Source organism: Amycolatopsis sp. La24, assembly GCF_029087445.1.
GTDB lineage: Bacteria > Actinomycetota > Actinomycetes > Mycobacteriales > Pseudonocardiaceae > Amycolatopsis > Amycolatopsis nivea.
The window spans coordinates 253860-273828 of sequence record NZ_JARACH010000001.1 but is presented as its reverse complement, the minus strand read 5'-3'; the positions used below and the strand labels follow the sequence as shown (position 1 = coordinate 273828).

The following is a 19969-nucleotide window of genomic DNA, read 5'->3' as shown; positions in this document are numbered from 1 at the left end:
GATGCACCCAATGCCGCATTGGGTGCATCTGACGCACCCAATGCGGCGTTCGGTGCGTGGCACACACCCCATGCCGCATCGGGGCCGGGAGGGGCGGGGTGGTCACCCGAACGCCGCGTCGGGGCGGTTCCGCCCGGGCGGACACCCCGTTTGCCGTAGCGGCGCGGCCCGGGCGGGGCGAGCGTCCGGTTGTCGCATCGGGGTGCCCCGGGGCCGGGCCGACACCCGGTTGCCGTAGCGGGGCCGGGAAGGGTTGTCCGTTTCCGGTCAGGTTTGCGGGGCGGCCTTGACATCGATGTCACCCGCGCGTTGAGCTTCCCGCACCCCGGGATTTCGCGAAGTCCCGGGCCCCCGATCCCCTGACGAACTGGGAGCAATGATGCCCCGAAGCGCCAGACCGTTGCATGCCGTGCTCGTCGCGGCGGTGGCGGCTGCGGGCTTGGTCGTCCTGCCCGCCGCGGCCGGTGCCGCGCCGGGCGAGGCCGCCCCGCCGGACTTCGTTTCTTCGTTCGAGCCGAACGACCCGCAACCGATCCAGGACGCTGTCGACACCGATGCCGCCGGGAAGCCGCGGGCTTCGGGCGTGGACGGCGCGAACGGGACCGCGATCCCCGGCGACATCCGGGGCAAGGTCACCGACATCAGCGCGACCAGCGAGAACACCGGCGGCGGCGAGGTCGCCGCGAACCTGATCGACGGCAGCACCGGCACGAAGTGGCTGTCGTGGGATCCGACCGCGTCGGTGACGTTCACGCTGTCGGAGCCGACGAAGATCACGCACTACGCGGTGTCCTCGGCGAACGACGCGCCCGGCCGCGATCCGCGGGACTGGACGCTGCGCGGTTCGAACGACGGCCAGCAGTGGACCGATCTGGACAAGCAGGCGGGCCAGTCGTTCGACAAGCGGTTCCAGCAGAACGACTACAAGCTGCCCGCGCCGAGCGACGCGTACCGGTATTACCAGCTGGACGTCACGCGCAACAACGGCGACGACATCATGCAGTTTTCGGAGCTGCTGCTGGCCAACGACGATCCGGCCCCGCCGCCGTTGCCGAACATGCGCAGCGTCGTGGATTCGGGCCCGAGCCAGGGCTACACGAACAAGAACCGGGTCGGGTTCACCGGCAAGAAGGCGTTCCGGTACTCCGGCAGCCAGCCCAAGGCCGGGCACGGCTACTCCTACAACAAGGTCTACGACGTCGACCTCCCGGTGACGGAGACGAGCGAGCTGTCGTACAAGGTGCAGCCGCAGTTCGTCGAGGGCGATCTGAAGTACCCGAGCACGAACGTCGCGGTCGACCTGGACTTCACCGACGGCACGCATCTGCGCGATCTCGGCGCGACCGACCAGTACGGTTTCCCGCTGACGCCGGAGGGCCAGGGCGCGAGCAAGGTCCTCTACGCGAACCAGTGGAACCTGGTGCGGTCGGCGATCGGGCGGGTCGCGGCGGGCAAGACGATCGACCGGATCGCGATCGGCTACGACAACCCGGACGGCCCGGCGCAGTTCGCGGGCTGGCTGGACGATCTGAAGATCTCGGCGACGCCGACTCCCCCGGCCAGCACCCGGCCCAGCGACAACGTCCTCACCACGCGCGGCACCATGGCGAACGGCACGTTCTCGCGCGGCAACAACTTCCCGGCGACCGCGGTGCCGCACGGCTTCAACTTCTGGACGCCGGTGACCGACGCGGGTTCGGCGAGCTGGCTGTACAACTACCATTCGCAGAACAACGCGGACAATCTCCCGCAGCTGCAGGCGTTCAGCGTGAGCCACGAGCCGAGCCCGTGGATGGGCGACCGGCAGAGTTTCCAGGTGATGCCGTCGGCGGCGAGCGGGGTGCCGGACGCGAACCGCGACAAGCGGGCGCTGCCGTTCACGCACGACAACGAGGTGGCGCGGGCGCATTACTACGGCGTCACGTTCCAGAACGGGATCAAGACCGAGATCGCGCCGGCCGATCACGCGGCGATGATGCGGTTCTCGTTCCCGGGCGCTGATTCCAGCCTGATCTTCGACAACGTCAACAACTCCGGCGGGCTCACGCTCGACCCGGCGCACGGCACGCTCAGCGGGTATTCCGACGCGAAGAGCGGGCTGTCGGCGGGCGCCGGGCGGATGTTCGTCTACGCGACGTTCGACAAGCCCGTCACGACCGGCGGCAAGCTCACCGGGCAGAACCGCGACAACGTGACCGGCTATCTGCGGTTCGACGCGGGCGCGGACAAGACGGTGACAATGCGGATCGCGACGTCGCTGATCAGCGTGGACCAGGCGAAGAAGAACCTGGAGCAGGAGATCGCCCCGAACGCCGGGTTCGACTCGGTGCGGGACGCGGCGCAGCAGGCGTGGGACAAGCAGCTCGGCGTGATCGAGGTCGAGGGCGCGTCGAAGGACCAGCTGGAGACGTTGTATTCCAACCTGTACCGGCTCTTCCTGTACCCGAACGAGGGTTTCGAGAACGTCGGCTCGAAGGAGGCGCCGAAGTACCGGTACGCGAGCCCGGTGTCGCCGAAGGCGGGCCCGGACACCGCGACGCAGACCGGGTCGAAGGTCGTCGACGGGCAGACGTATGTGAACAACGGGTTCTGGGACACCTACCGCACGACGTGGCCGGCGTATTCGCTGCTCACGCCGGACATGGCGGGCAAGATGGTGGACGGTTTCGTGCAGCAGTACCGCGACGGCGGCTGGATCGCGCGCTGGTCCTCCCCCGGTTACGCGGACCTGATGACCGGGACGAGCTCGGATGTCGCGTTCGCCGACGCCTACCAGAAGGGCGTGACGAACTTCGACGTCAAGGCGGCCTATGACGCGGCCTTGAAGAACGCGACGGTGACGCCGCCGAACTCGGCGGTCGGCCGCAAGGGTCTGGACCAGTCGATTTTCCTCGGGTACACGCCGAATTCGACCGGCGAGGGCTTCTCGTGGGCGATCGAGGGCTACGTCAACGACTTCGGCATCGCGAACCTGTCGAAGAAGCTGTACGACCAGGCCGCGGCGAACGATCCGCGCAAGGCGGAGTACCTGGAGAACTACCAGTACTTCACCAGCCGCGCGCAGCAGTACGTGAACCTGTTCGACCCGAGCACCGGGTTCTTCCAGGGCAAGGACGCGAGCGGGAAGTTCACGAAGGCCAAGGCCGATTACGACCCGCGCCAGTGGGGCGGGGACTACACCGAGACCGACGGCTGGAACATGGCCTTCACCGTGCCGCAGGACGGGCAGGGGCTGGCGAATCTCTACGGCGGCAAGGACAAGCTGGGCGCCAAGCTCGACCAGTTCTTCGCCGACCAGGAGACGGCGAATTTCCCGGGCAGCTACGGCGGCGTGATCCACGAGATGCGGGAGGCGCGGGACGTGCGGATGGGCCAGTACGGCCACTCCAACCAGCCTTCGCACCACATCCTCTACATGTACGACTACGCGGGCCAGCCGGCGAAGACGCAGGCGAAGGTGCGCGAGGCGGTGTCGCGGCTGTACACCGGCAGCGAATTGGGCCAGGGCTACGCGGGCGACGAGGACAACGGCGAGATGTCCGCGTGGTACGTGTTCAGCTCGCTGGGCTTCTACCCGCTGCAGATGGGCAGCCCGGATTACGCGATCGGGTCGCCGCTGTTCACCAAGGCGACCGTGCACCTGCCCGGCGGGGACCTGGTGATCAACGCGCCGAAGAACTCGGCGAAGAACGTCTACGTCCAGGGTCTGAAGGTCAACGGGAAGAACTGGACGTCGACGTCGCTGCCGCACGACGTGCTCGCGCACGGCACCACGCTCGACTTCGACATGGGCCCGAACCCGTCGACGTGGGGCACCGGCGCGGGCGACGCGCCGAAGTCGATCACCACGGGCGACGCGGTGCCGACGCCGCTGCACGACGAGACGGGAACGGGGCTGGGCACGCTGTCCACTTCGGACGGTTCGGACGCGTCGGCGTTGCTGGACAACACCTCGCGCACGCAGGCGAAGGTGACCGGTGCGGTGCAGTACCAGCTGAAGTCGACCGACGAGGCGGTCACGCACTACACGCTCACCTCCGGCACCGGGGCGGGCGACGCGAAGAGCTGGACGCTGAAGGGTTCGTACGACGGGAAGAACTGGACGGTCGCCGATCAGCAGACCGACCAGTCGTTCCAGTGGCGGCAGCAGACCCGGGCGTTCGCGGTGAAGAACCCGGCGCATTACGCCTACTACCGGCTGGAGGTCACCGCGACCACCGGCGGTCCGGCGACGTTGGCGGAGTTCGAGCTGCTGGGCCGTCCGGACGCGTCGTGCACCAAGACGCTGACGGGTGTGCAGAACGGCCCGTTGACCGTGTCGGGCGGCGTGGTGTGCCTGAACGGCGCGACGGTGTCGGGTCCGGTGAACGTGGCGCGCGGCGCTTCGCTGATCGTGCGCGGCGGCCAGATCACCGGCCCGCTCGCGGCGGCCGGCGCGGCGCAGGTGGTGCTGAACCGGACGAAGGTCGCCGGTCCGGTGTCGATCACCGGCAGCACGGGTCCGGTGTCGATCGAGCTTACCGACATCTCGGGCCCGGTGAACCTGACCGGGAACCAGGGGCCGCTGATCACGAGCAGCACCGTGGGCGGGCCGCTGGCCTGCACGGGCAACTCTCCCGCCCCGACCGACCACGACCTCGCCAACACCGTCCGCGGCCCGTCCGCCGGGCAGTGCGCGCAGTTGTGATCGGCTGATTTTCCCAGTCGCAGGCCAGTCGCCCGGATTCGTTCCGGGCGCCTGGCCTGCGGCGCGTCCGGCTACTTGTCCGGGCAGTCGGCTTCGGTCCAGGCCGCGGTCAGGTCGCGGCTGACGACGGTGAGCGATCCGGCGAGGAAGCCGATCTCGTGGCTGCAGCCGTGCTCGTGGGGCAGGATTTCGTCCAGCGTGACCGCGCCGAAGCCGGTCCAGTCGGCCGGGTCGTGGGTGAGAGCGCGGAGGCCCGCGTAGCGGATGTTCAGGTCTTCGTCGTGTTTCCAGCGGGGCGGGAGCTCGGCAGAGAGCGCGCCGCCCCAGCTTATTCGGTGGCTCGCCCGCCGAAACCCGTGGGAGCGTCGCGTCATGGAGATCACCTACGCCTGGCGAGCCGACCTCGCCGACGCGCAGCTCGTCGCTCTCACCGAAGCGCACGGCGGAGACGCGGAACCCGGCTGGTGGAACCGAGCGAGGCAGCACAGTCTCGGCTGGGTCAGCGCCCACGACGGCGATCAGCTGGTCGGCTTCGCGAACCTGGCCTGGGACGGCGCCGACCACGCGTTCCTCCTCGACCCGAAGGTGCACGCGGACTGGCAGCACCGCGGCATCGGCACCGAACTCGTCCGCCGGGCGCGGGATGCCGCGAGGGACGCGGACTGCGAGTGGCTGCACGTCGACTTCGAACCGCGCCTGCGCCCGTTCTACTTCGGCGCCTGCGGGTTCACCTCCACTGACGCGGGGTTGATCCGGCTCACCGCGAGCTGATCCGGCGCGCGCCGGTGCGGGAGCGATTACCGTGGGGGCGTGACCACGGCTGCGTTCTTCTCCTCGTTCGAAGCGGGCGATCCGCAGCCGGTCGCGGGGGCGCGGGTGGACAGCGGGCCGCGGCGGTCGCCGACCGCGAAGACCGGCGTCGGGTTCACCGGGGCGAAAGCCTTGCGCTACCAGGCTGGGCCGCCGGTCGTGTTGTTCGAGGTGGACATTCCGGTCACTGACCACAGTGCACTGTCGTATGTGGTCTTCCCGGCTTCCGACGGTCCGGTGCCGAGTTACCGCAGCACGCGGGTCGCGCTCGATGTCGAGTTCGACGACGGCAGCCGCGCCGGGTTCGCCCCCGAAGAGAAAGCGCTCTACGTCGACCAGTGGAACCTGGTGCGCCGTCCGCTGAACGCGTTCGCCGGACGGCGGGTGCGGCGGATCCTGCTGACGACCGCGTTCGACGGCGACGGAACGGGCTGGCTGGACGACGTCCGGATCGCCGAGCATCCGCCGGAGCGCAAAGATCCAGTCGACTGGGTCCGCACGACGCGCGGCACGCATTCCAGCGACGAGTTCTCGCGCGGCAACACCTTCCCGGCCACCGCGGTCCCGCACGGGTTCAACTTCTGGACCCCGGTCACCGACGCGCGGGCGCTGAGCTGGTTCTACTCCTACCACCGGCACAACGACGAGCGGAACGAACCGCGGCTGCAGGCGTTCGGGCTCAGCCACCAGCCGAGTCCGTGGATGGGCGACCGGCACACCTTCCACCTCATGCCCGGCTCCGGACCGGTCGAGCCGGACCGCGGGCGGCGTTCGCTGGCGTTCAGCCACGACGACGAGACCGACCGGCCGCACCATTACCGCGTGCGGTTCCGCGGCGGCATCACCGCCGAGGTCGCGCCGGCCGAGCACGCGGCGATGTTCCGGTTCGCGTTCCCGGCCGAACGCGGCTGGGTGCTGTTCGACAACGCCCGCAACCGCGGCGGCATCCGGATCGACGCCGCGCGCGGGATCGTCACCGGGCACACGTGGGTGCGGAGCGGGCTGTCGACCGGCGCGCGGCGGATGTTCGTCTACGCCGAGGCTGACCAGCGGCCGTCGGGCGGCGGGCGGATCCGGCGGCCGTTCTGGCGGACGGTGACCGGCAGCCTGGAGTTCGCCGAGCCCGAGGTGACGCTGCGGATCGCGACGTCGCTGATCAGCCTGGCGCAGGCGAAACGCAATCTGGCGCTGGAAATCCCGGCGGGCACGACGTTCGACCAGGTCCGGGACCGGGCGCGGGAACGCTGGCAGGAGGCGCTCGGCCGGGTCGAGCTGGAAGGCGCGTCCGAGGACGAGCTGACCACTTTCTACTCGTGCCTGTACCGCCTGTTCCTGTATCCGAACGTCGCGCACGAGAACACGCCGCGCGGCATCCGGCACGCGAGCCCGGTCGTGCGGAGCTTCCGGCCGAGCACGCGGCGGCGCACCGGCGCGAAAGTCGTCGACGGCGAGTTGTACGTCAACAACGGCTTCTGGGATACCTACCGCACCGCCTGGCCCGCGTACGCGCTGCTCGCGCCGCGCCAGTGCGGCCGGATGATCGACGGTTTCGTGCAGCAGTACCGCGAAGGCGGCTGGATCGCCCGCTGGTCCTCCCCCGGCTACGCCGACCTGATGACCGGCACCAGCTCCGACGTCGCGTTCGCCGACGCGTACCTGAAGGGCGTCACGAACTTCGACGTCGAGGCCGCCTACGACGCCGCGCTCAAGAACGCCACCGTCAGCCCGCCGCGCAAAGGCGTGGGCCGCAAGGGTCTCGACCGCTCCGCATTCCTCGGCTACACGCCGGCCTCGACGCGCGGCGGCCTGTCCTGGGCGCTCGAAGGCTGTCTCAACGACTTCGGCCTCGCCAACCTGTCCGACGCGCTCGCTCGGGAAAGCAGCGGCGCGCGGGCCCGCCGGTTCGCCGACAACGCCGTCTACTTCCGCCAGCGGGCCCTGCATTACGCCAACCATTTCGACGCGCGGACCGGCTTCTTCCAGGGCCGCACCCTCGACGGCGGCTGGCGGCACGCGGCCGAAGGATTCGACCCGACGGCGTGGGGTCCGGACTACGTGGAGACCAACGCCTGGAACACCGCGTTCTCCGTGCCGCACGACGGTCCCGGTCTCGCCGCGCTCCACGGCGGCCCGGCGGGTCTCGAGGCGAAACTCGACGAGTTCTTCCGGCTCCCGGAAACCGGCCAGGGCGGCCGGATCCACGAGATGACCGAGGCCCGCGACGTGCGGATGGGCCAGTACGGGCATTCCAACCAGCCCTCGCACCACATCCCGTTCGTCTACGCCTTCGCCGGGGCGCAGGCGAAACTGCAGCGGACCGTCCGCGAGGTGCTGCGCCGGCTGTACGTCGGCGGCGAACTCGGCCAGGGCTATCCCGGGGACGAGGACAACGGCGAAATGTCGGCCTGGTATGTCTTCACCGCCCTCGGTCTCTACCCGCTGGCCGTCGGCAGCCCGCGGTACGCGGTGTGCGCGCCGCTGTTCCGCTCCGCCACCGTGCACCTCGACAGCGGAAAGGACCTGGTGATCCGAGCACCCCGCGCCGCGACCGCCGACAGCGCGGCCGACACGCCGTACGTGCACGGCCTGACTGTCGACGGCGAACCGCACCCTTCGGCCACCCTCGCGCACACGGTCCTCGCGCGCGGCGCGGTGCTGGAGTTCGACGTCCGCGCCGAACCCGGCGACTGGGGTACGGAACCGGTCGCCCCGGCCGCCCCCGCGCCGCTGCGCGACCTCGCCGTCCGCACTGTCCACGGCGTTCTGGCGGACAACACCAGCCGTACCCAAGCCGTCTTCCGCACGCCAAGGCCGACCATCGCGTTCGCCGTCGAAGGCGAGCCGCGCGAGGTCGTCCTCTACACGCTCACCTCCGGCAGCCGAGCGGGCGATCCGAAGGACTGGGTGCTCGAAGGCTCCGACGACGGGCGCCGGTGGCGGACCCTGGACGAACGCTCCGGCGAGGTGTTCCGGTGGCGGCGCCAGACCCGGCCGTTCGTGCTCGCCGAACCCGCCGCGTGCCGGCACTACCGGCTGCGGGTCCGCGCCTCGACCCGGCGGCGCGTCGCCCTCGCCCAGTGGGAGCTGCTGGCCCGATGATCACCGACGTGCGCAACGCCTTCCTCGACCGGCTGGCGGCGGCCGACCCCGGGCTCGTTCGGCTGCGGCTCGCCGCGTCGGCGGTGCTCGGGATCGTCATCGCGGTCCTCGCGATGCTGCCGCTGCATTTCCCGCTCACCACGACGCTCGTCGCGGCCATCGCGGCGATGATGAGCGCGTTCACCGTCAACGACGCGACCAGCGGCGGCCAGGCCGTCACGCTGCTGCTCGCGCTCGTGGTCGGGGCCGCGTCGATCACCGCCGCGTGCTTCGGCTCCGCGTACGCGCCCGCGGACAGCATCGTGTTCGTGCTGCTGATCTTCGTCGCGGTGTACGTGCAGCGGTTCGGCGCGCGGGGCATCGCGCTCGGGTCGATGGCGTTCTTCCTGTTCTTCTTCCCGATGTTCCTGCAGGCGCACCTCGCGCAGGTGCCGCACCTGCTGCTCGCGTTGGCGATCGGGGTCGCGGCGAACGCGGTCGTGCGGTTCCTTCTCTTGCGCCGCAACGCCGAAAGCGAGCTGATCCGCTACCGGCAGGCGTTCCGCGCCCGGCTCGGCGCGGCGGTGCGGGCGACCGAGGCGTACATCTCGTCCGGCGGTTCGGACCGCAGCGACCGGCAGATCCGCACCTCGGTGGAGCGGCTGCACGAGGTGGTCCTGCTCATCGAGGACCACGCGCCCGACGTCGTCGACGACCGCCGCGCCGACCAGCTGCGCCGCCGGGTGATCGAGGTCGAACTGGCCGTGCAGTGGCTGGTGATCACCGTGCGCCGGACCTGCTCGCAGCCGCTGCCCGAGGGGGTCGCGGACGATCTCGTGGCCCGGCTGTCCCGGTTCCGGTCGCTCATGGAACGAGACCCGCGCGACCTGCCGCTGATCAGCGAGACCGGCGAGTACAGCCGGATGCTCGTGGAAGGCAGCCGGATCGACGAACGCGCGCACCCCGGCGACGGCGTCCGCCGCGCGATCGCCGAACTGGCCGTCGCGGACGACCGGGCGCAGCGGATCGCCAGCCTGCAGTCCGAAGTGGACTTCTCCGTCGGCGACGACGAGGACGACGAACCGACCAAGGCCTTCGCCTACGACAACCAGACCCGCGGCGCGATCCAGGCCGTGCTCGGCGGCGGGCTCGCCGTGCTGGCCGGGCAGCTGATCTCGCCGCAGCGCTGGTACTGGGCGGTGCTGACGGTGTTCGTCGTGTTCATCGGCACCTCCAGCGCGGGCGCAAGGTTCGTGAAAGGCATGCGCCGCACCGGCGGGACCCTGCTGGGCATCGTCGGCGGCGTCGCGCTGGCGCTGCTGGTCAGCGGGAACACCCCGGCGATCCTCGCGCTGCTGCTCGTCTGCGTCTTCGGCATGGTCTACACCGCGCGGGTTTCGCAGTTCCTGATGGCGTTCTTCGTGACCAGCATGCTCGGCTTGCTCTACAGCCTGCTCGGCACGTTCAGCATCGAGGTGCTGTGGATCCGGGTCGCCGAAACCGCGGTCGGCGCGGCGTGCGGGCTGCTCGCCGCCGTGGTGGTGCTGCCGGTCCGCACGCGCGCGGTGATGCTCGACGACATCGCGATCGCGCTCGACGAACTGCACGAGTTCATCGAGTCAGCCGCGACCCTGCTGTCCGGCCGGGAGAACGTGAACATCATCGAGATGTCCCGCGACCTCGACCGCGCGGTCGAACAGGTGCGGCTGACCATCGAACCGCTCACCCACCCGATCAACCTGCGCAGCGCCCGCCGCGACTACGGCTGGCACGTGCTGACCACGTTGGAGGGCATCGCCTTCCGCGCCCGGCACGTGGCCGCCCGCGCGCAGCCCGGCCAGCTCGCCGGCCCGGTCTCGGAACGGCTGGACCAGTTCGCCGGCCGGATCATCGCGAACGTCGACCTCGTGCACGAGGCGGTCAGCAACCCCGGCGGCACGCGGCCGCGCAAACTCGTCCGCGACGACGGCACCCCGGTCGCCGACCGGATCGACGAGGCCGAGACCCGCGCCGTGCTGTCCAGCCTGAGCCACCTCGACGAGGGCTTGATCGCGCTGGGCCGCGTGCTGGGCGTCGGCGCGCAGGACCCGCCGCGGCACAGCTGACCTACGCGGAGGCGGCGTCGAGGATCCGCAGCTCGTCGTCGCTCAGCTCCACGTCGTGCATCGCGACCAGCGCGGGCACCTGCTCGACCGTGCGCGCGGACGCGATCGGCGCGGCCACCGTCGGCTGCTGCGCGAGCCAGGCCAGCGCGACCGTCGCCATCTCCGCGCCGCGCGCCTTCGCGACCTCCTCCAGCGCCGCGAGCACCTTCACGCCGTGCTCGGTACCCGCGTAACCACCGGCGAGCCCCGGCAGGTTGCGGATGTTGTCCGCCTGCTGGCCGGGCCGGTACTTGCCGGTCAGGAACCCCGACGCCAGACCGAAATACGGCACGCAGGCCACCCCGTGCCGCTGCACGATCCCCCGCCGCTCGCTCTCGTACTCGTCCCGCGCGACGAGGTTGTACTTCGGCTGCAGCGCCACGTACTTCGCCAGCCCCTCGCGGTCGGAGAACTCCAGCGACTCGGTCAGCCGCTCCGGGCTGATGTTCGACGCCGCGATCGCGCGGACCTTGCCTTCCTTCACCAGCTCGTCCAGCGCGGTGACGATGTCCTCGACCGGAACCGATTCGTCGTCGAAATGCGTGTAGTACAGGTCGATCCGCTCGATCCCCAGCCGCCGCAACGACTCCTCGGCCGCGGCCTTGACGTTCGCCGGCGCGAGCCCCTTGAACTCCGGATGGTCCCCGACCTTCGTCGCCACGACCACGTCGTCCCGGTTCCGCCGCGAGGCGAGCCACTTGCCGAGGATGGTCTCGGACTGTCCCGGCTCGTTGCCCGGGAACTGGTACATGTACGAATCGGCCGTGTCGACGAAGTTCCCGCCCGCCTCGGCGTAGGCGTCCAGCACCGCGAACGACGCCGGTTCGCCGGCGGTCCAGCCGAACACGTTCCCGCCGAGACACAGCGGGGAGACGGCGAGGTCGGATGAGCCCAGTGTGCGAAGTGCGACCATGATCGCATTCAAGCACTCCCCGCCCGCCGATGCCCGTGCCGGCGAGCGATTCTGCCCGCTCGTACCTCGCCCGCCCGCAAACCTGGCAGGATCGATCTTCTCGCACAGCTTTCCGGGGAGGCAGCTGATGAGAAGACCGGCGGTCGACGACCCGCTCTGGCTGGGTCAGTACCGAGTGCTCGCGGAACTGGCCCGGGACGAGACCACCCGGGTCCTGCTCGGCAGCGGACCGGACGACCGTCTGGTCGCGCTCACGCTGGCGCCCCGGCAGTCCGCCGAAGCCGCGGCGTTGAGCGCGGTGCTCGAGGCCGACCCGGACGCGTCCACACCTTGGTGGGCACAAGAATTCGTGCCCGGCCCCTCACTGCGGGACGTACCCGACGCACTGCCCGAACCCGCGGTGCTCCGGCTGGCCGCCGGAATCGCGGCCGACCTGACCCGGCTCCACAGCGCCGGGCTCGCGCACGGGAAGCTGACGCCGTCCCACATCCGGCTCACCAGCAGCGGAGCGAGGCTCATCGCCCGCGCGACCGGCGACGACCCAGCCGACGACGTCTTCGCGCTCGGCACGCTTCTCGCCGCGAAGTCCGCGCTTCCCGAGGCGCTCCGCCCATGCCTCGCGGAAAACCCCGCAGACCGGCCCACCGCCGCCGAATTGCTCGAAGCGCTCAGGCCGTCCGCGGACCCGTGGCCGCCCGCCGTCGAGAAACTCGTCGCCGAACGAACCGCCGAACTCGCCCAGTACCTCGACGGCCAGCACATGCCGCTGGACGACTCGGTGATCTACCAAGTCGCGGACACCCCGCCGCCCCCGCGACGTGCCGCCCCGCGTCGGCGGATCCTGATCAGCGCGCTCGCCCTGGCGATCGCCGGACTCGCCGCTTGGATCGCGTGGCCGGACCCGCCCGCACCCCCGCCCGCACCCCCGTCGCCGCTCACCGAATCCGGCTTCCTCGTCGCGCGCGGACATCCGCAGTACGTCACGTTCAACCACGACGGCCGGCTCCTCGCGACGGCGAACGCCGACTTCACCATCGACGTCCTGGACGTCGTGACCCGCAAACCGGTCGGCCCGCGCATCGGCCCCTTCCCCGAAACCGGCTTGCCCGGCATGACCTTCCGCTCCGACGGCATCACCCTGGCCACCGCGCAGGTCAAAGACAACCAGTTCACGGCGCGCACCTGGGACTCGCGCACCGGCCGGGAAATCGGCGAACCCCTCGTGCTCGAGAACATCGACCGCGGCGGCGCCTGGCCCGAGCTCAGCCCCGACGGCAGCGTCGCGGCGGTGCCGATGGCCTCCCCGCGCAGGACCGACCTGTGGCGCGTCGCCGACCGCACCCGCATCGGCAGCATCGACACGCCAGCCGCCTTCCGGGTCTCGGCATTCAGCCCCGACGGACGCACCCTCGCCGTCTACCAGCGGGACGGCCACTCCGCCCACACCAGTCAGCTCGACCTGTGGGACACAGCTTCGCTCAAGACAGCGGGAAAACCGATCGTCTTCTCCGAGACCGAGCCGATCTGCTGCCTCGCCTTCCGGCCGGACGGCCGGACGTTGATCACCACTAGCGCCGGAGCCGGTGCACCGCCGCAGGTGCGGCAGTGGGACACCGCCACGCACGAGCAGCTGCGCCCGGCGTTTTCCCTGGCCCCGGCTCCCGCCTACGGGGAAATGAGGGAAGCCTACGTCTTCATGGCTTCAGCCGGGCTGGACGACCAGCACCTCCTCGCGCTCGCGGCGGGAACAGTCACGGTCCGGGACCTCGACGGCCAACAGGACGGAGCCAGTCTCCCCGGAATCCTCAGCTTCGCGGTCAGCCCGGACCGGAAAACCATCGCCACCACTACCGGCTCGACAGCGGACACGACCGTGCACCTGTGGCGCAAACCCTGACCCCGCACCACATGCCACGACGGAGCCCTCGGGACCTGGACCCGACGCCGTTGAACTAGGCGGCAGTCCGAGCCACACGATCCGTCGTCCCGGGTCAGCGGGCGAAAGCGGGCGGCGCACCCATCGGACTGAGGTGCATCCCCGCGATCCGCCAGCCGTCCTCGCCGCGCACCAGAATGTGGGTCGCCCGGAAGGTGCCGTCCACGCGGTTCCCCTGATGGGTCGCTTCCTGGTCGTGCACGCCGATCGCGATCGCCGTGTCGCCGTGGACGCGCACCTCGACGTCGCGCCAGTCGAGGCGTTGCGTCGCCAGCGCGCCCGACTGGTAGCGGTCCAGCCACTGCTGCCGGTCGAGCACGAAGCCGAGCGGTCCGACGAGCCGGAATCCGTCGACGACCAGGCCGCTCAACGTGTCCGTGTCGCCCGCGACCTCGGCGGCCGCCCAGCGTTTGCCCAGGTCGGAGATCTCCGCAACATCCATAGTGTCCTCCAGTGCCGATCGATGAGACACCACAAACGTTAGGTATCGAATCGTTCGTCGTCAAACGGTTAGAGTTCGACGAACCTGCGGTACCGTCCTCCCCGTGCCCCGACCCGCCACCCCGCCGCTCGGCGTTCTCCTCGCCCGCACCGCCAAGACCGCGGGCCAGGCCTTCGACCGCGCGCTCGCCGAGGTCGGCGGATCGCAGCCGGTCTGGCAGATCCTCATCGCGCTCAAAACCCGCCAGCACGCGAGCCAGCGCGAACTCGCCGACGCCGTCGGCATCCAGGGCGCGACGCTCACCCACCACCTCAACGGCATGGAAACCGCCGGCCTGCTCACCCGCACCCGCGACCCGGAAAACCGGCGCGTGCACCAGGTCGAGCTGACCGGCTACGGCGAACGCACCTTCCACCGCCTCGCCGACGCCGCGATCGCGCACGACAAGCGGATGCGCCGCGGGTTCACCGACGACGAAATCGCGACCCTGGCCGCATTGCTGGGCAGGCTCGCGGAAAACGTCGCGCGGACGGACCCGTGAGCGCCCGAGGAAGCGCTCACGGGTCCGCGTCCCGCAGTTACCGGGTTTCCGGGCAGGTCTTCCAGGCGAAGTGGTAAACCGTCTGGACGCTGCCGTCCGTCGAGTCCATCGTCAGGAAGCTCGTCGTCTTCGCCGGATCCGAAGTGCCGGCATAAGCCCGCAATTCCGTGTTGACGTTCAGATTCCGCTCCTGCCCGCACGGTTCGTAGATAATCGCGTCGATGTCGGTCGAATCCGAGAATTGCCAGTCATTGTCATAGAACCCGTCGAGCCGATGCGTCGCGTACGCGGTCGGCGAGTTCCCCTGGAAATAGTAGTTCGCGCGCTCCACGCCGTACGCGCCCTTTTCCAGGTGCCCGAACCCGCGGTAGTCCGCCGAGGCGATCCCGTAGGTGAACCCCTGCGGCACGTGCACGCGAAGGCCGATCTGGCAGTTCTTCCGGAAGTCCGTCGGCTGCGCGCCGACGCCGACCTGCGCGGTGTATTGGCTGTAGGTGACGGTGAACGCGGTGTTGTCCGCGGAAACCGAAACCGCGGCCGTATCCGGCGGGCAACCGGTCCCGTTCACGGTCGCGACGTCGATGATAATTTTGTCCGGCGGCGGATTCTGCGGCCAAGACTGCGGGGTAATTGTCGAAGAAAGCGCCAAAAGAGCAGCGGCCATCGTGGCAAGCATGGGTTCCTTCCCATTACTTCCGGGTGGGTGGGGGTTTCGACAGGGTAGCGCAACAACTGTGCGGCTAGTCCCACTGAATGGAGCAACGCCGTTGCTTAGCTGTGCACAGCAACGTGTTCACAAGCCGTTGACAAAAGCTATTATGGACAATTGACGAATCAACAAAAATTATTCAAAAATAAACGACACAGCACCTGCTGACCCAGCAGGTCCGGACAATCCGGCGAAAAAGACCGCGGAAACCGGGGCAATCAGGACAGTTCACGCGCCGCGCCCGCTACCTCGCCGACCCGCTCTTCCCGGGGCGATTCGACGGACCGCCCCGCCCGTCGCCGTCCGACCCGAACCTCCGCGCCCGCACGCCCGTCGCGACCGCGCGCGCCCGCAACTCGATCGTGATCTCGAGTTACGCCCTTCGCCCCACGACTTAAGGCGGATCGCCCGGGACGCGAACGTGATCCTGGCTACCGTGACTGGACGCACCCGGACGACGCCCGCCGGTAGGGCTAGCATCCTCGGTACTAGCCAAAGTCGTCTCAAGCTGGAGAAGCGCAATGACCCAAGCCCCTGTCAACGTCACCGTCACCGGTGCGGCCGGCCAGATCGGCTACGCGCTGCTGTTCCGCATCGCGTCCGGTCAGCTGCTCGGCGCCGACACCCCGGTGAAGCTGCGGCTCCTGGAGATCCCCCAGGCGGTCAAGGCGGCTGAGGGCACCGCGATGGAGCTGGACGACGGCGCGTTCCCGCTGCTCGCCGGCATCGACATCTTCGACGACCCGAAGCAGGCCTTCTCCGGCGCGAACATCGGCCTCCTGGTCGGCGCCCGCCCGCGCAGCAAGGGCATGGAGCGCGGCGACCTGCTCGAGGCCAACGGCGGCATCTTCAAGCCCCAGGGCGAGGCGATCAACGCGGGCGCGGCCGACGACATCAAGGTGCTCGTGGTCGGCAACCCGGCCAACACCAACGCGCTCATCGCCCAGTCGCACGCCCCCGACGTGCCCGCCGAGCGCTTCACCGCGATGACCCGTCTCGACCACAACCGCGCGCTGGCCCAGCTGGCCAAGAAGCTGAACGTGGCCGTGACCGATCTGAAGAAGGTCGCGATCTGGGGCAACCACTCGGCCACCCAGTACCCGTCGGTGCAGCACGCCGAGGTCAACGGCAAGAACGTCGCCGAGACCATCAACGACGAGGCGTGGCTCGCCGACACCTTCATCCCGACCGTCGCCAAGCGCGGCGCCGCGATCATCGAGGCCCGCGGCCTCTCCTCGGCCGCCTCCGCCGCGTCGGCCGCGATCGACCACGTCTACACCTGGGTCAACGGCACCCCCGAGGGCGACTGGACCTCGGCCGGCGTCGTCTCCGACGGCTCCTACGGCGTCCCGGAGGGCCTCATCTCCTCCTTCCCGGTCACCGCGAAGGACGGCAAGTACGAGATCGTGCAGGGCCTGGAGATCGACGAGTTCTCCCGCCCGCGCATCGACGCCTCCGTGGCCGAACTGGCCGAGGAGCGCGACGCGGTCCGCAAGCTGGGCCTGATCTGAGGTTCGTTTTCCACGATGGCCGCCCCGGTTTCGGGGCGGCCATCGCTCGTTTTCGCGTCCTGTGCGGTTGTTTTGGACATGCGGGGCGCACGGTTGTATCACGTGTAGGTTGTCTTTCGATCGCCCGCCGTATAGGCCGTTATACAGTTGAAAGGAGCTCGTGGAGTCGGCGGGCAGTGGCGAAGTCGGGCACCGCGTGCGTCCCGTCGCGGAGGTCCGCGGCCAGGTGGTCGTAGACCCGGCCTACGTTCGCCGCCTGGACTGGCAACTCGCTGGGATCGCACACCGGGACCACCGTCCATTCCGGACTGCCGGGGCGGGACAATCGCAGTTCCAGCCCACCGATCTGCAGCTGCGCGGCCCACGGATCGGTCTCCGGCGCGGATGTCAGCGCGAGATTTCCTTCGGTGCCCGCGATCTCGATCCGCGTCCGGGGTATCGCCGCTTCCCCGTCGTGCAGGTGGACGGACACCACTGCCCCGCCGTCGAGTTCGGCGTGCGCGAGGAAGTGGTCGGGTGCCGTGACGTCGATCGGCTCCCCCGTTTCGGCCACGCGATGCGAGCCGTTCCGGATCGCGGTCCGGGCGGTCAGCTCGCGGATCGGCCCGAGCAGGTACTGCACCAGATCGAGCGTGTGCCCGCCGAGGACTTCGACCAGCCCGGCACCGCTGCGGCGGTCGTAGGTGTAAGCCGTCCAACCGGGAACGTCGTGAGTGTTTCCCTTGCCGCGCGAACTGTAGACGGTCGCGGACATCACCTCGCCGATCTCCCCGAGCATCTCGCGAGCCCGGCGGACAGTCGGCGAGAACCGCGCTTGCAGGCCCACCGCCGTGTGCACTCCGGCCCGCTCCCCCGCCGCAGCCAGCGCGGCGGCTTCGTCTGCGGTCGTCGTCAACGGCCACTCGCAGTAGACATGCTTACCTGCCTCGAGCGCAGCCGTCACCAACTCAACGTGCGCGGGCACCTTCACCGTCACGACAACCAAGTCGACGTCAGGGTGCTCGGCGAGACTCCGGGCGTCAGTAAAGGCATGCCGCGCACCGAACCGGGCGCGCGCCTCTTCCGCGCTGCTGGTGCGCGTGGTGGCGACGGCGGCAAGCGAGAAGCTGGGCGACGCAGCGATGGCGGGAATGTGCGCCCGCGCGGCCCAGCCCCGATCCGGGTTCGCTCCGAGGATTCCGACGCCGATCGGCTTGGTCAAGTCCCCACCTCCACTAAACGGGTCACGTTGTTCCGTTTCCGCCAAGCTACCAGAAGCGGAACAGAGTGACCCGCTTGGTTTAGACTGCGGGAATGCCGGACTCCGCCGTCGCAGCGCTGCTCGCCCAAGGCCGACCGCGCGCCGACGCACAGCGCAACGTCGAGCGGTTGGTGGCAGCGACCCGCGAAGCGCTCGACGAGCTAGGACTCGCGGTCACGACCCGCGACATCGCACAGCGCGCAGGCGTCGGCCTCGGCACGCTGTACCGGCGCGTGCCGTCGTTGGACGCGCTCCTGGCCGCCATCCTCACCGACACCATCGACGAGATGACCGACCGCGCCGCGTGCGTGCTCGACTCCCCCGATCCGTGGCAGGGATTCGCCGAATTCGCCGAAACCTACATCCAACTCCGCGCGGCCAGCTGCGGACTGCACGACGCCCTCTCCGGCCGCGGCGAACGCCTCGACCTGGAGGAACGGATCACCCGGCTGCAGCGGGCGGTGCGACAGCTGGTCGAGCGGGCGCAACAGGCCGGCACCCTCCGCGCCGACGTCGACTGGCGGGACGTCCCGTTCGCGCTCGCCACCGCGATCCCGCCGGACCACACGATCGGCCTCGTCCCGGGCGACGACCAGTGGCGGCGGAACCTCCGCATCATCCTCGACGGCCTGCGCCCGGCACGATCGCCTGCTCCAGCAGACCCTGCAGCACCCGCTGCTCCTGCGGACTGAGCCCGGCCAGCGGCGAATCCCGGGTGAGCAGTTCGAGCAGCCGCTCGCGCAGCGCCGTGCCGTCCTCGGTGAGGACGAGATGCCTGGCGCGCCGGTCGGTCGGATGCGCGCGCCGCTCGATCAGCCCCTGTTTTTCCAGCTTGTCGACGACGAACGTGGCGTTCGACGGTTCGCAGCTCATCCGCTCGGCCAGCTCGCGCATCGTCATCGGGCCGGTCAGCTCGCGCAGCGCGGTGGCCTGCGGGGCGGTCAGCCCCAGCGTCACCGCGCGCTCGCGGACGTGGTCGGCGATCTGCTGCGCCAGCCCGTTCACCAGACCGCACAGCTCGCGTTCGGCGACCGCCCGGGATTCCGTCATGAGCCCATCCTAGCAACTCCATCAAGTCAGAATAATTAGAGCTTGAATGTTTCTAGCTTGATGCTTATGGTCGGAGTAGACCGAGGGAAGGGAACAAGACCGTGCTCGACGACCGACTGCGCAGGCCCGCGCAGAGCCGCACGATCCACTTGGGCGAGACGAAGGTGTCCTACGTGCCGGACGGGGCGGTGCAAGGGAACCCGCGGCTATGGCTGCCCGACAGCACCGCCGAGACCTGGTCCGCGCATCCGGAGTACCTGGACGACGACGGCTACCTCGTCGCGAGCATCGGCGGACTGCTGGTGGAACGCGATGGCCGGGCGCTGCTGATCGACGCCGGGTTCGGTCCGCAGACGGTTCCTGCCGAGCCAGGCGCGCCGAACGGCGTGCTGTACGGCGGCGCCCTGCTCGACAACCTGGCCGCGCTCGGGCGCAAACCGGAAGACATCGAGGCAGTGGCGCTCACGCACTTGCACTCCGACCACATCGGCTGGGCGCTGCGACCCGCGTTCGCGCACGCCGAGTATCTGGTTACGGAACCAGAGTGGGCACAGCGCGAGAGCGACGCGATGGCACCGCAGGTCCGGACGATCTCGGACGGACAGGAAGTGTTTCCCGGCGTCCAGGTGCGCTTCGCCGCCGGGCACACCCCGGGACACGCCGAGTACGTCATCACCGACGGCGGCCAACGGCTGATCGCTTTCGGCGACGCCGTCCATTCGCCGATCCAGATCGAAAACCCGGACTGGTCCTGCGTCTACGACCACGATCCGGTCGAGGCCGCGAGCCACCGCCGGAAGCTCGTCGCGGAACTGGCCGAACCGGGCACGATCGGCTTCGGGAACCACTTCGCCGACGTCGTCTTCGGGCACGTCCGCGACGGCCGCTGGCAGCCGCTCGACCGCTAA

The 19969-nt window shown here is 69.7% G+C and carries 15 protein-coding genes; 9 read left to right on the top strand and 6 right to left on the bottom strand.

Annotation, left to right across the window (positions count from 1 at the left end; all coding sequences use genetic code 11):
- Positions 1–379: 379 nt before the first annotated feature.
- A complete protein-coding gene (locus PUT80_RS01395) occupies positions 380–4687 on the top strand; it encodes a GH92 family glycosyl hydrolase (protein ID WP_275290807.1) in 4308 nt (1435 codons plus the stop codon).
- Positions 4688–4758: 71 nt separating this feature from the next.
- Here the strand turns inward: PUT80_RS01395 and PUT80_RS01390 are convergent, their stop codons facing one another.
- Positions 4759–5061, bottom strand: coding sequence for a hypothetical protein (locus tag PUT80_RS01390; protein WP_275290806.1), 303 nt, complete (start codon positions 5059–5061; stop codon positions 4759–4761).
- On the opposite strand from PUT80_RS01390, the gene PUT80_RS01385 reads away from it, so the two are divergent.
- Genes PUT80_RS01385 through PUT80_RS01375 form a run of 3 tightly spaced genes read left to right on the top strand, consistent with a single transcriptional unit; the run spans position 5060 to position 10680 of the window.
- Positions 5060–5458: a GNAT family N-acetyltransferase gene (locus tag PUT80_RS01385; RefSeq protein WP_134661496.1), complete on the top strand. Its 399-nt coding sequence runs from the start codon at positions 5060–5062 to the stop codon at positions 5456–5458. The two genes, PUT80_RS01390 and PUT80_RS01385, sit on opposite strands and share 2 nt — an antisense overlap.
- Before the next feature lie 39 nt (positions 5459–5497).
- Positions 5498–8596: a GH92 family glycosyl hydrolase gene (locus PUT80_RS01380; protein ID WP_275290805.1), complete on the top strand. Its 3099-nt coding sequence runs from the start codon at positions 5498–5500 to the stop codon at positions 8594–8596.
- Complete coding sequence (locus PUT80_RS01375) at positions 8593–10680, top strand: FUSC family protein (protein ID WP_275290804.1); 2088 nt, start codon at positions 8593–8595, stop codon at positions 10678–10680. The genes PUT80_RS01380 and PUT80_RS01375 overlap by 4 nt, the downstream gene beginning before the upstream one ends.
- Before the next feature lies 1 nt (position 10681).
- Here PUT80_RS01375 and PUT80_RS01370 read toward each other — a convergent pair whose 3' ends face one another.
- Positions 10682–11632 carry an aldo/keto reductase gene (locus PUT80_RS01370; protein ID WP_037805939.1) on the bottom strand — a complete coding sequence of 317 codons (951 nt, stop codon included), beginning with the start codon at positions 11630–11632 and terminating at the stop codon, positions 10682–10684.
- 127 nt (positions 11633–11759) lie between these two features.
- Between PUT80_RS01370 and PUT80_RS01365 the strand changes: the two genes are divergently transcribed.
- Positions 11760–13529 carry a protein kinase family protein gene (locus PUT80_RS01365; protein WP_275290803.1) on the top strand — a complete coding sequence of 590 codons (1770 nt, stop codon included), beginning with the start codon at positions 11760–11762 and terminating at the stop codon, positions 13527–13529.
- Positions 13530–13623: 94 nt separating this feature from the next.
- On the opposite strand, the gene PUT80_RS01360 is transcribed toward PUT80_RS01365, so the two are convergent.
- Positions 13624–14010 carry a nuclear transport factor 2 family protein gene (locus PUT80_RS01360; protein WP_051728497.1) on the bottom strand — a complete coding sequence of 129 codons (387 nt, stop codon included), beginning with the start codon at positions 14008–14010 and terminating at the stop codon, positions 13624–13626.
- A gap of 103 nt (positions 14011–14113) precedes the next feature.
- On the opposite strand from PUT80_RS01360, the gene PUT80_RS01355 reads away from it, so the two are divergent.
- Entirely contained in the window at positions 14114–14551 is a 438-nt protein-coding gene (locus PUT80_RS01355; RefSeq protein WP_037805936.1) for a MarR family winged helix-turn-helix transcriptional regulator, read from the top strand.
- A gap of 37 nt (positions 14552–14588) precedes the next feature.
- Here the strand turns inward: PUT80_RS01355 and PUT80_RS01350 are convergent, their stop codons facing one another.
- On the bottom strand, positions 14589–15227 hold the full coding sequence (locus PUT80_RS01350) for a DUF4360 domain-containing protein (RefSeq protein WP_037805934.1): 639 nt from the start codon (positions 15225–15227) through the stop codon (positions 14589–14591).
- A gap of 554 nt (positions 15228–15781) precedes the next feature.
- On the opposite strand from PUT80_RS01350, the gene PUT80_RS01345 reads away from it, so the two are divergent.
- Positions 15782–16771, top strand: coding sequence for a malate dehydrogenase (locus PUT80_RS01345; RefSeq protein ID WP_037805932.1), 990 nt, complete (start codon positions 15782–15784; stop codon positions 16769–16771).
- A gap of 139 nt (positions 16772–16910) precedes the next feature.
- On the opposite strand, the gene PUT80_RS01340 is transcribed toward PUT80_RS01345, so the two are convergent.
- Positions 16911–17972: a Gfo/Idh/MocA family oxidoreductase gene (locus PUT80_RS01340; RefSeq protein WP_275290802.1), complete on the bottom strand. Its 1062-nt coding sequence runs from the start codon at positions 17970–17972 to the stop codon at positions 16911–16913.
- A gap of 92 nt (positions 17973–18064) precedes the next feature.
- Between PUT80_RS01340 and PUT80_RS01335 the strand changes: the two genes are divergently transcribed.
- Positions 18065–18703 (top strand): TetR/AcrR family transcriptional regulator, encoded by a 639-nt coding sequence (locus PUT80_RS01335; protein ID WP_134661507.1) that lies wholly within the window; start codon positions 18065–18067, stop codon positions 18701–18703.
- On the opposite strand, the gene PUT80_RS01330 is transcribed toward PUT80_RS01335, so the two are convergent.
- Complete coding sequence (locus PUT80_RS01330) at positions 18627–19061, bottom strand: MarR family transcriptional regulator (RefSeq protein WP_037805929.1); 435 nt, start codon at positions 19059–19061, stop codon at positions 18627–18629. The two genes, PUT80_RS01335 and PUT80_RS01330, sit on opposite strands and share 77 nt — an antisense overlap.
- 101 nt (positions 19062–19162) lie before the next feature.
- On the opposite strand from PUT80_RS01330, the gene PUT80_RS01325 reads away from it, so the two are divergent.
- Complete coding sequence (locus PUT80_RS01325) at positions 19163–19969, top strand: MBL fold metallo-hydrolase (protein WP_275290801.1); 807 nt, start codon at positions 19163–19165, stop codon at positions 19967–19969.

Bases quoted from the DNA above. Each gene is read 5' to 3' on its own strand.
- PUT80_RS01395 (WP_275290807.1), top strand. From the start codon at position 380: ATGCCCCGAAGCGCCAGACCGTTGCATGCCGTGCTCGTCGCGGCGGTG.
- PUT80_RS01385 (WP_134661496.1), top strand. From the start codon at position 5,060: ATGGAGATCACCTACGCCTGGCGAGCCGACCTCGCCGACGCGCAGCTC.
- PUT80_RS01390 (WP_275290806.1), bottom strand. From the start codon at position 5,061: ATGACGCGACGCTCCCACGGGTTTCGGCGGGCGAGCCACCGAATAAGC.
- PUT80_RS01375 (WP_275290804.1), top strand. From the start codon at position 8,593: ATGATCACCGACGTGCGCAACGCCTTCCTCGACCGGCTGGCGGCGGCC.
- PUT80_RS01370 (WP_037805939.1), bottom strand. From the start codon at position 11,632: ATGGTCGCACTTCGCACACTGGGCTCATCCGACCTCGCCGTCTCCCCG.
- PUT80_RS01365 (WP_275290803.1), top strand. From the start codon at position 11,760: ATGAGAAGACCGGCGGTCGACGACCCGCTCTGGCTGGGTCAGTACCGA.
- PUT80_RS01360 (WP_051728497.1), bottom strand. From the start codon at position 14,010: ATGGATGTTGCGGAGATCTCCGACCTGGGCAAACGCTGGGCGGCCGCC.
- PUT80_RS01350 (WP_037805934.1), bottom strand. From the start codon at position 15,227: ATGCTTGCCACGATGGCCGCTGCTCTTTTGGCGCTTTCTTCGACAATT.
- PUT80_RS01345 (WP_037805932.1), top strand. From the start codon at position 15,782: ATGACCCAAGCCCCTGTCAACGTCACCGTCACCGGTGCGGCCGGCCAG.
- PUT80_RS01335 (WP_134661507.1), top strand. From the start codon at position 18,065: ATGCCGGACTCCGCCGTCGCAGCGCTGCTCGCCCAAGGCCGACCGCGC.
- PUT80_RS01330 (WP_037805929.1), bottom strand. From the start codon at position 19,061: ATGACGGAATCCCGGGCGGTCGCCGAACGCGAGCTGTGCGGTCTGGTG.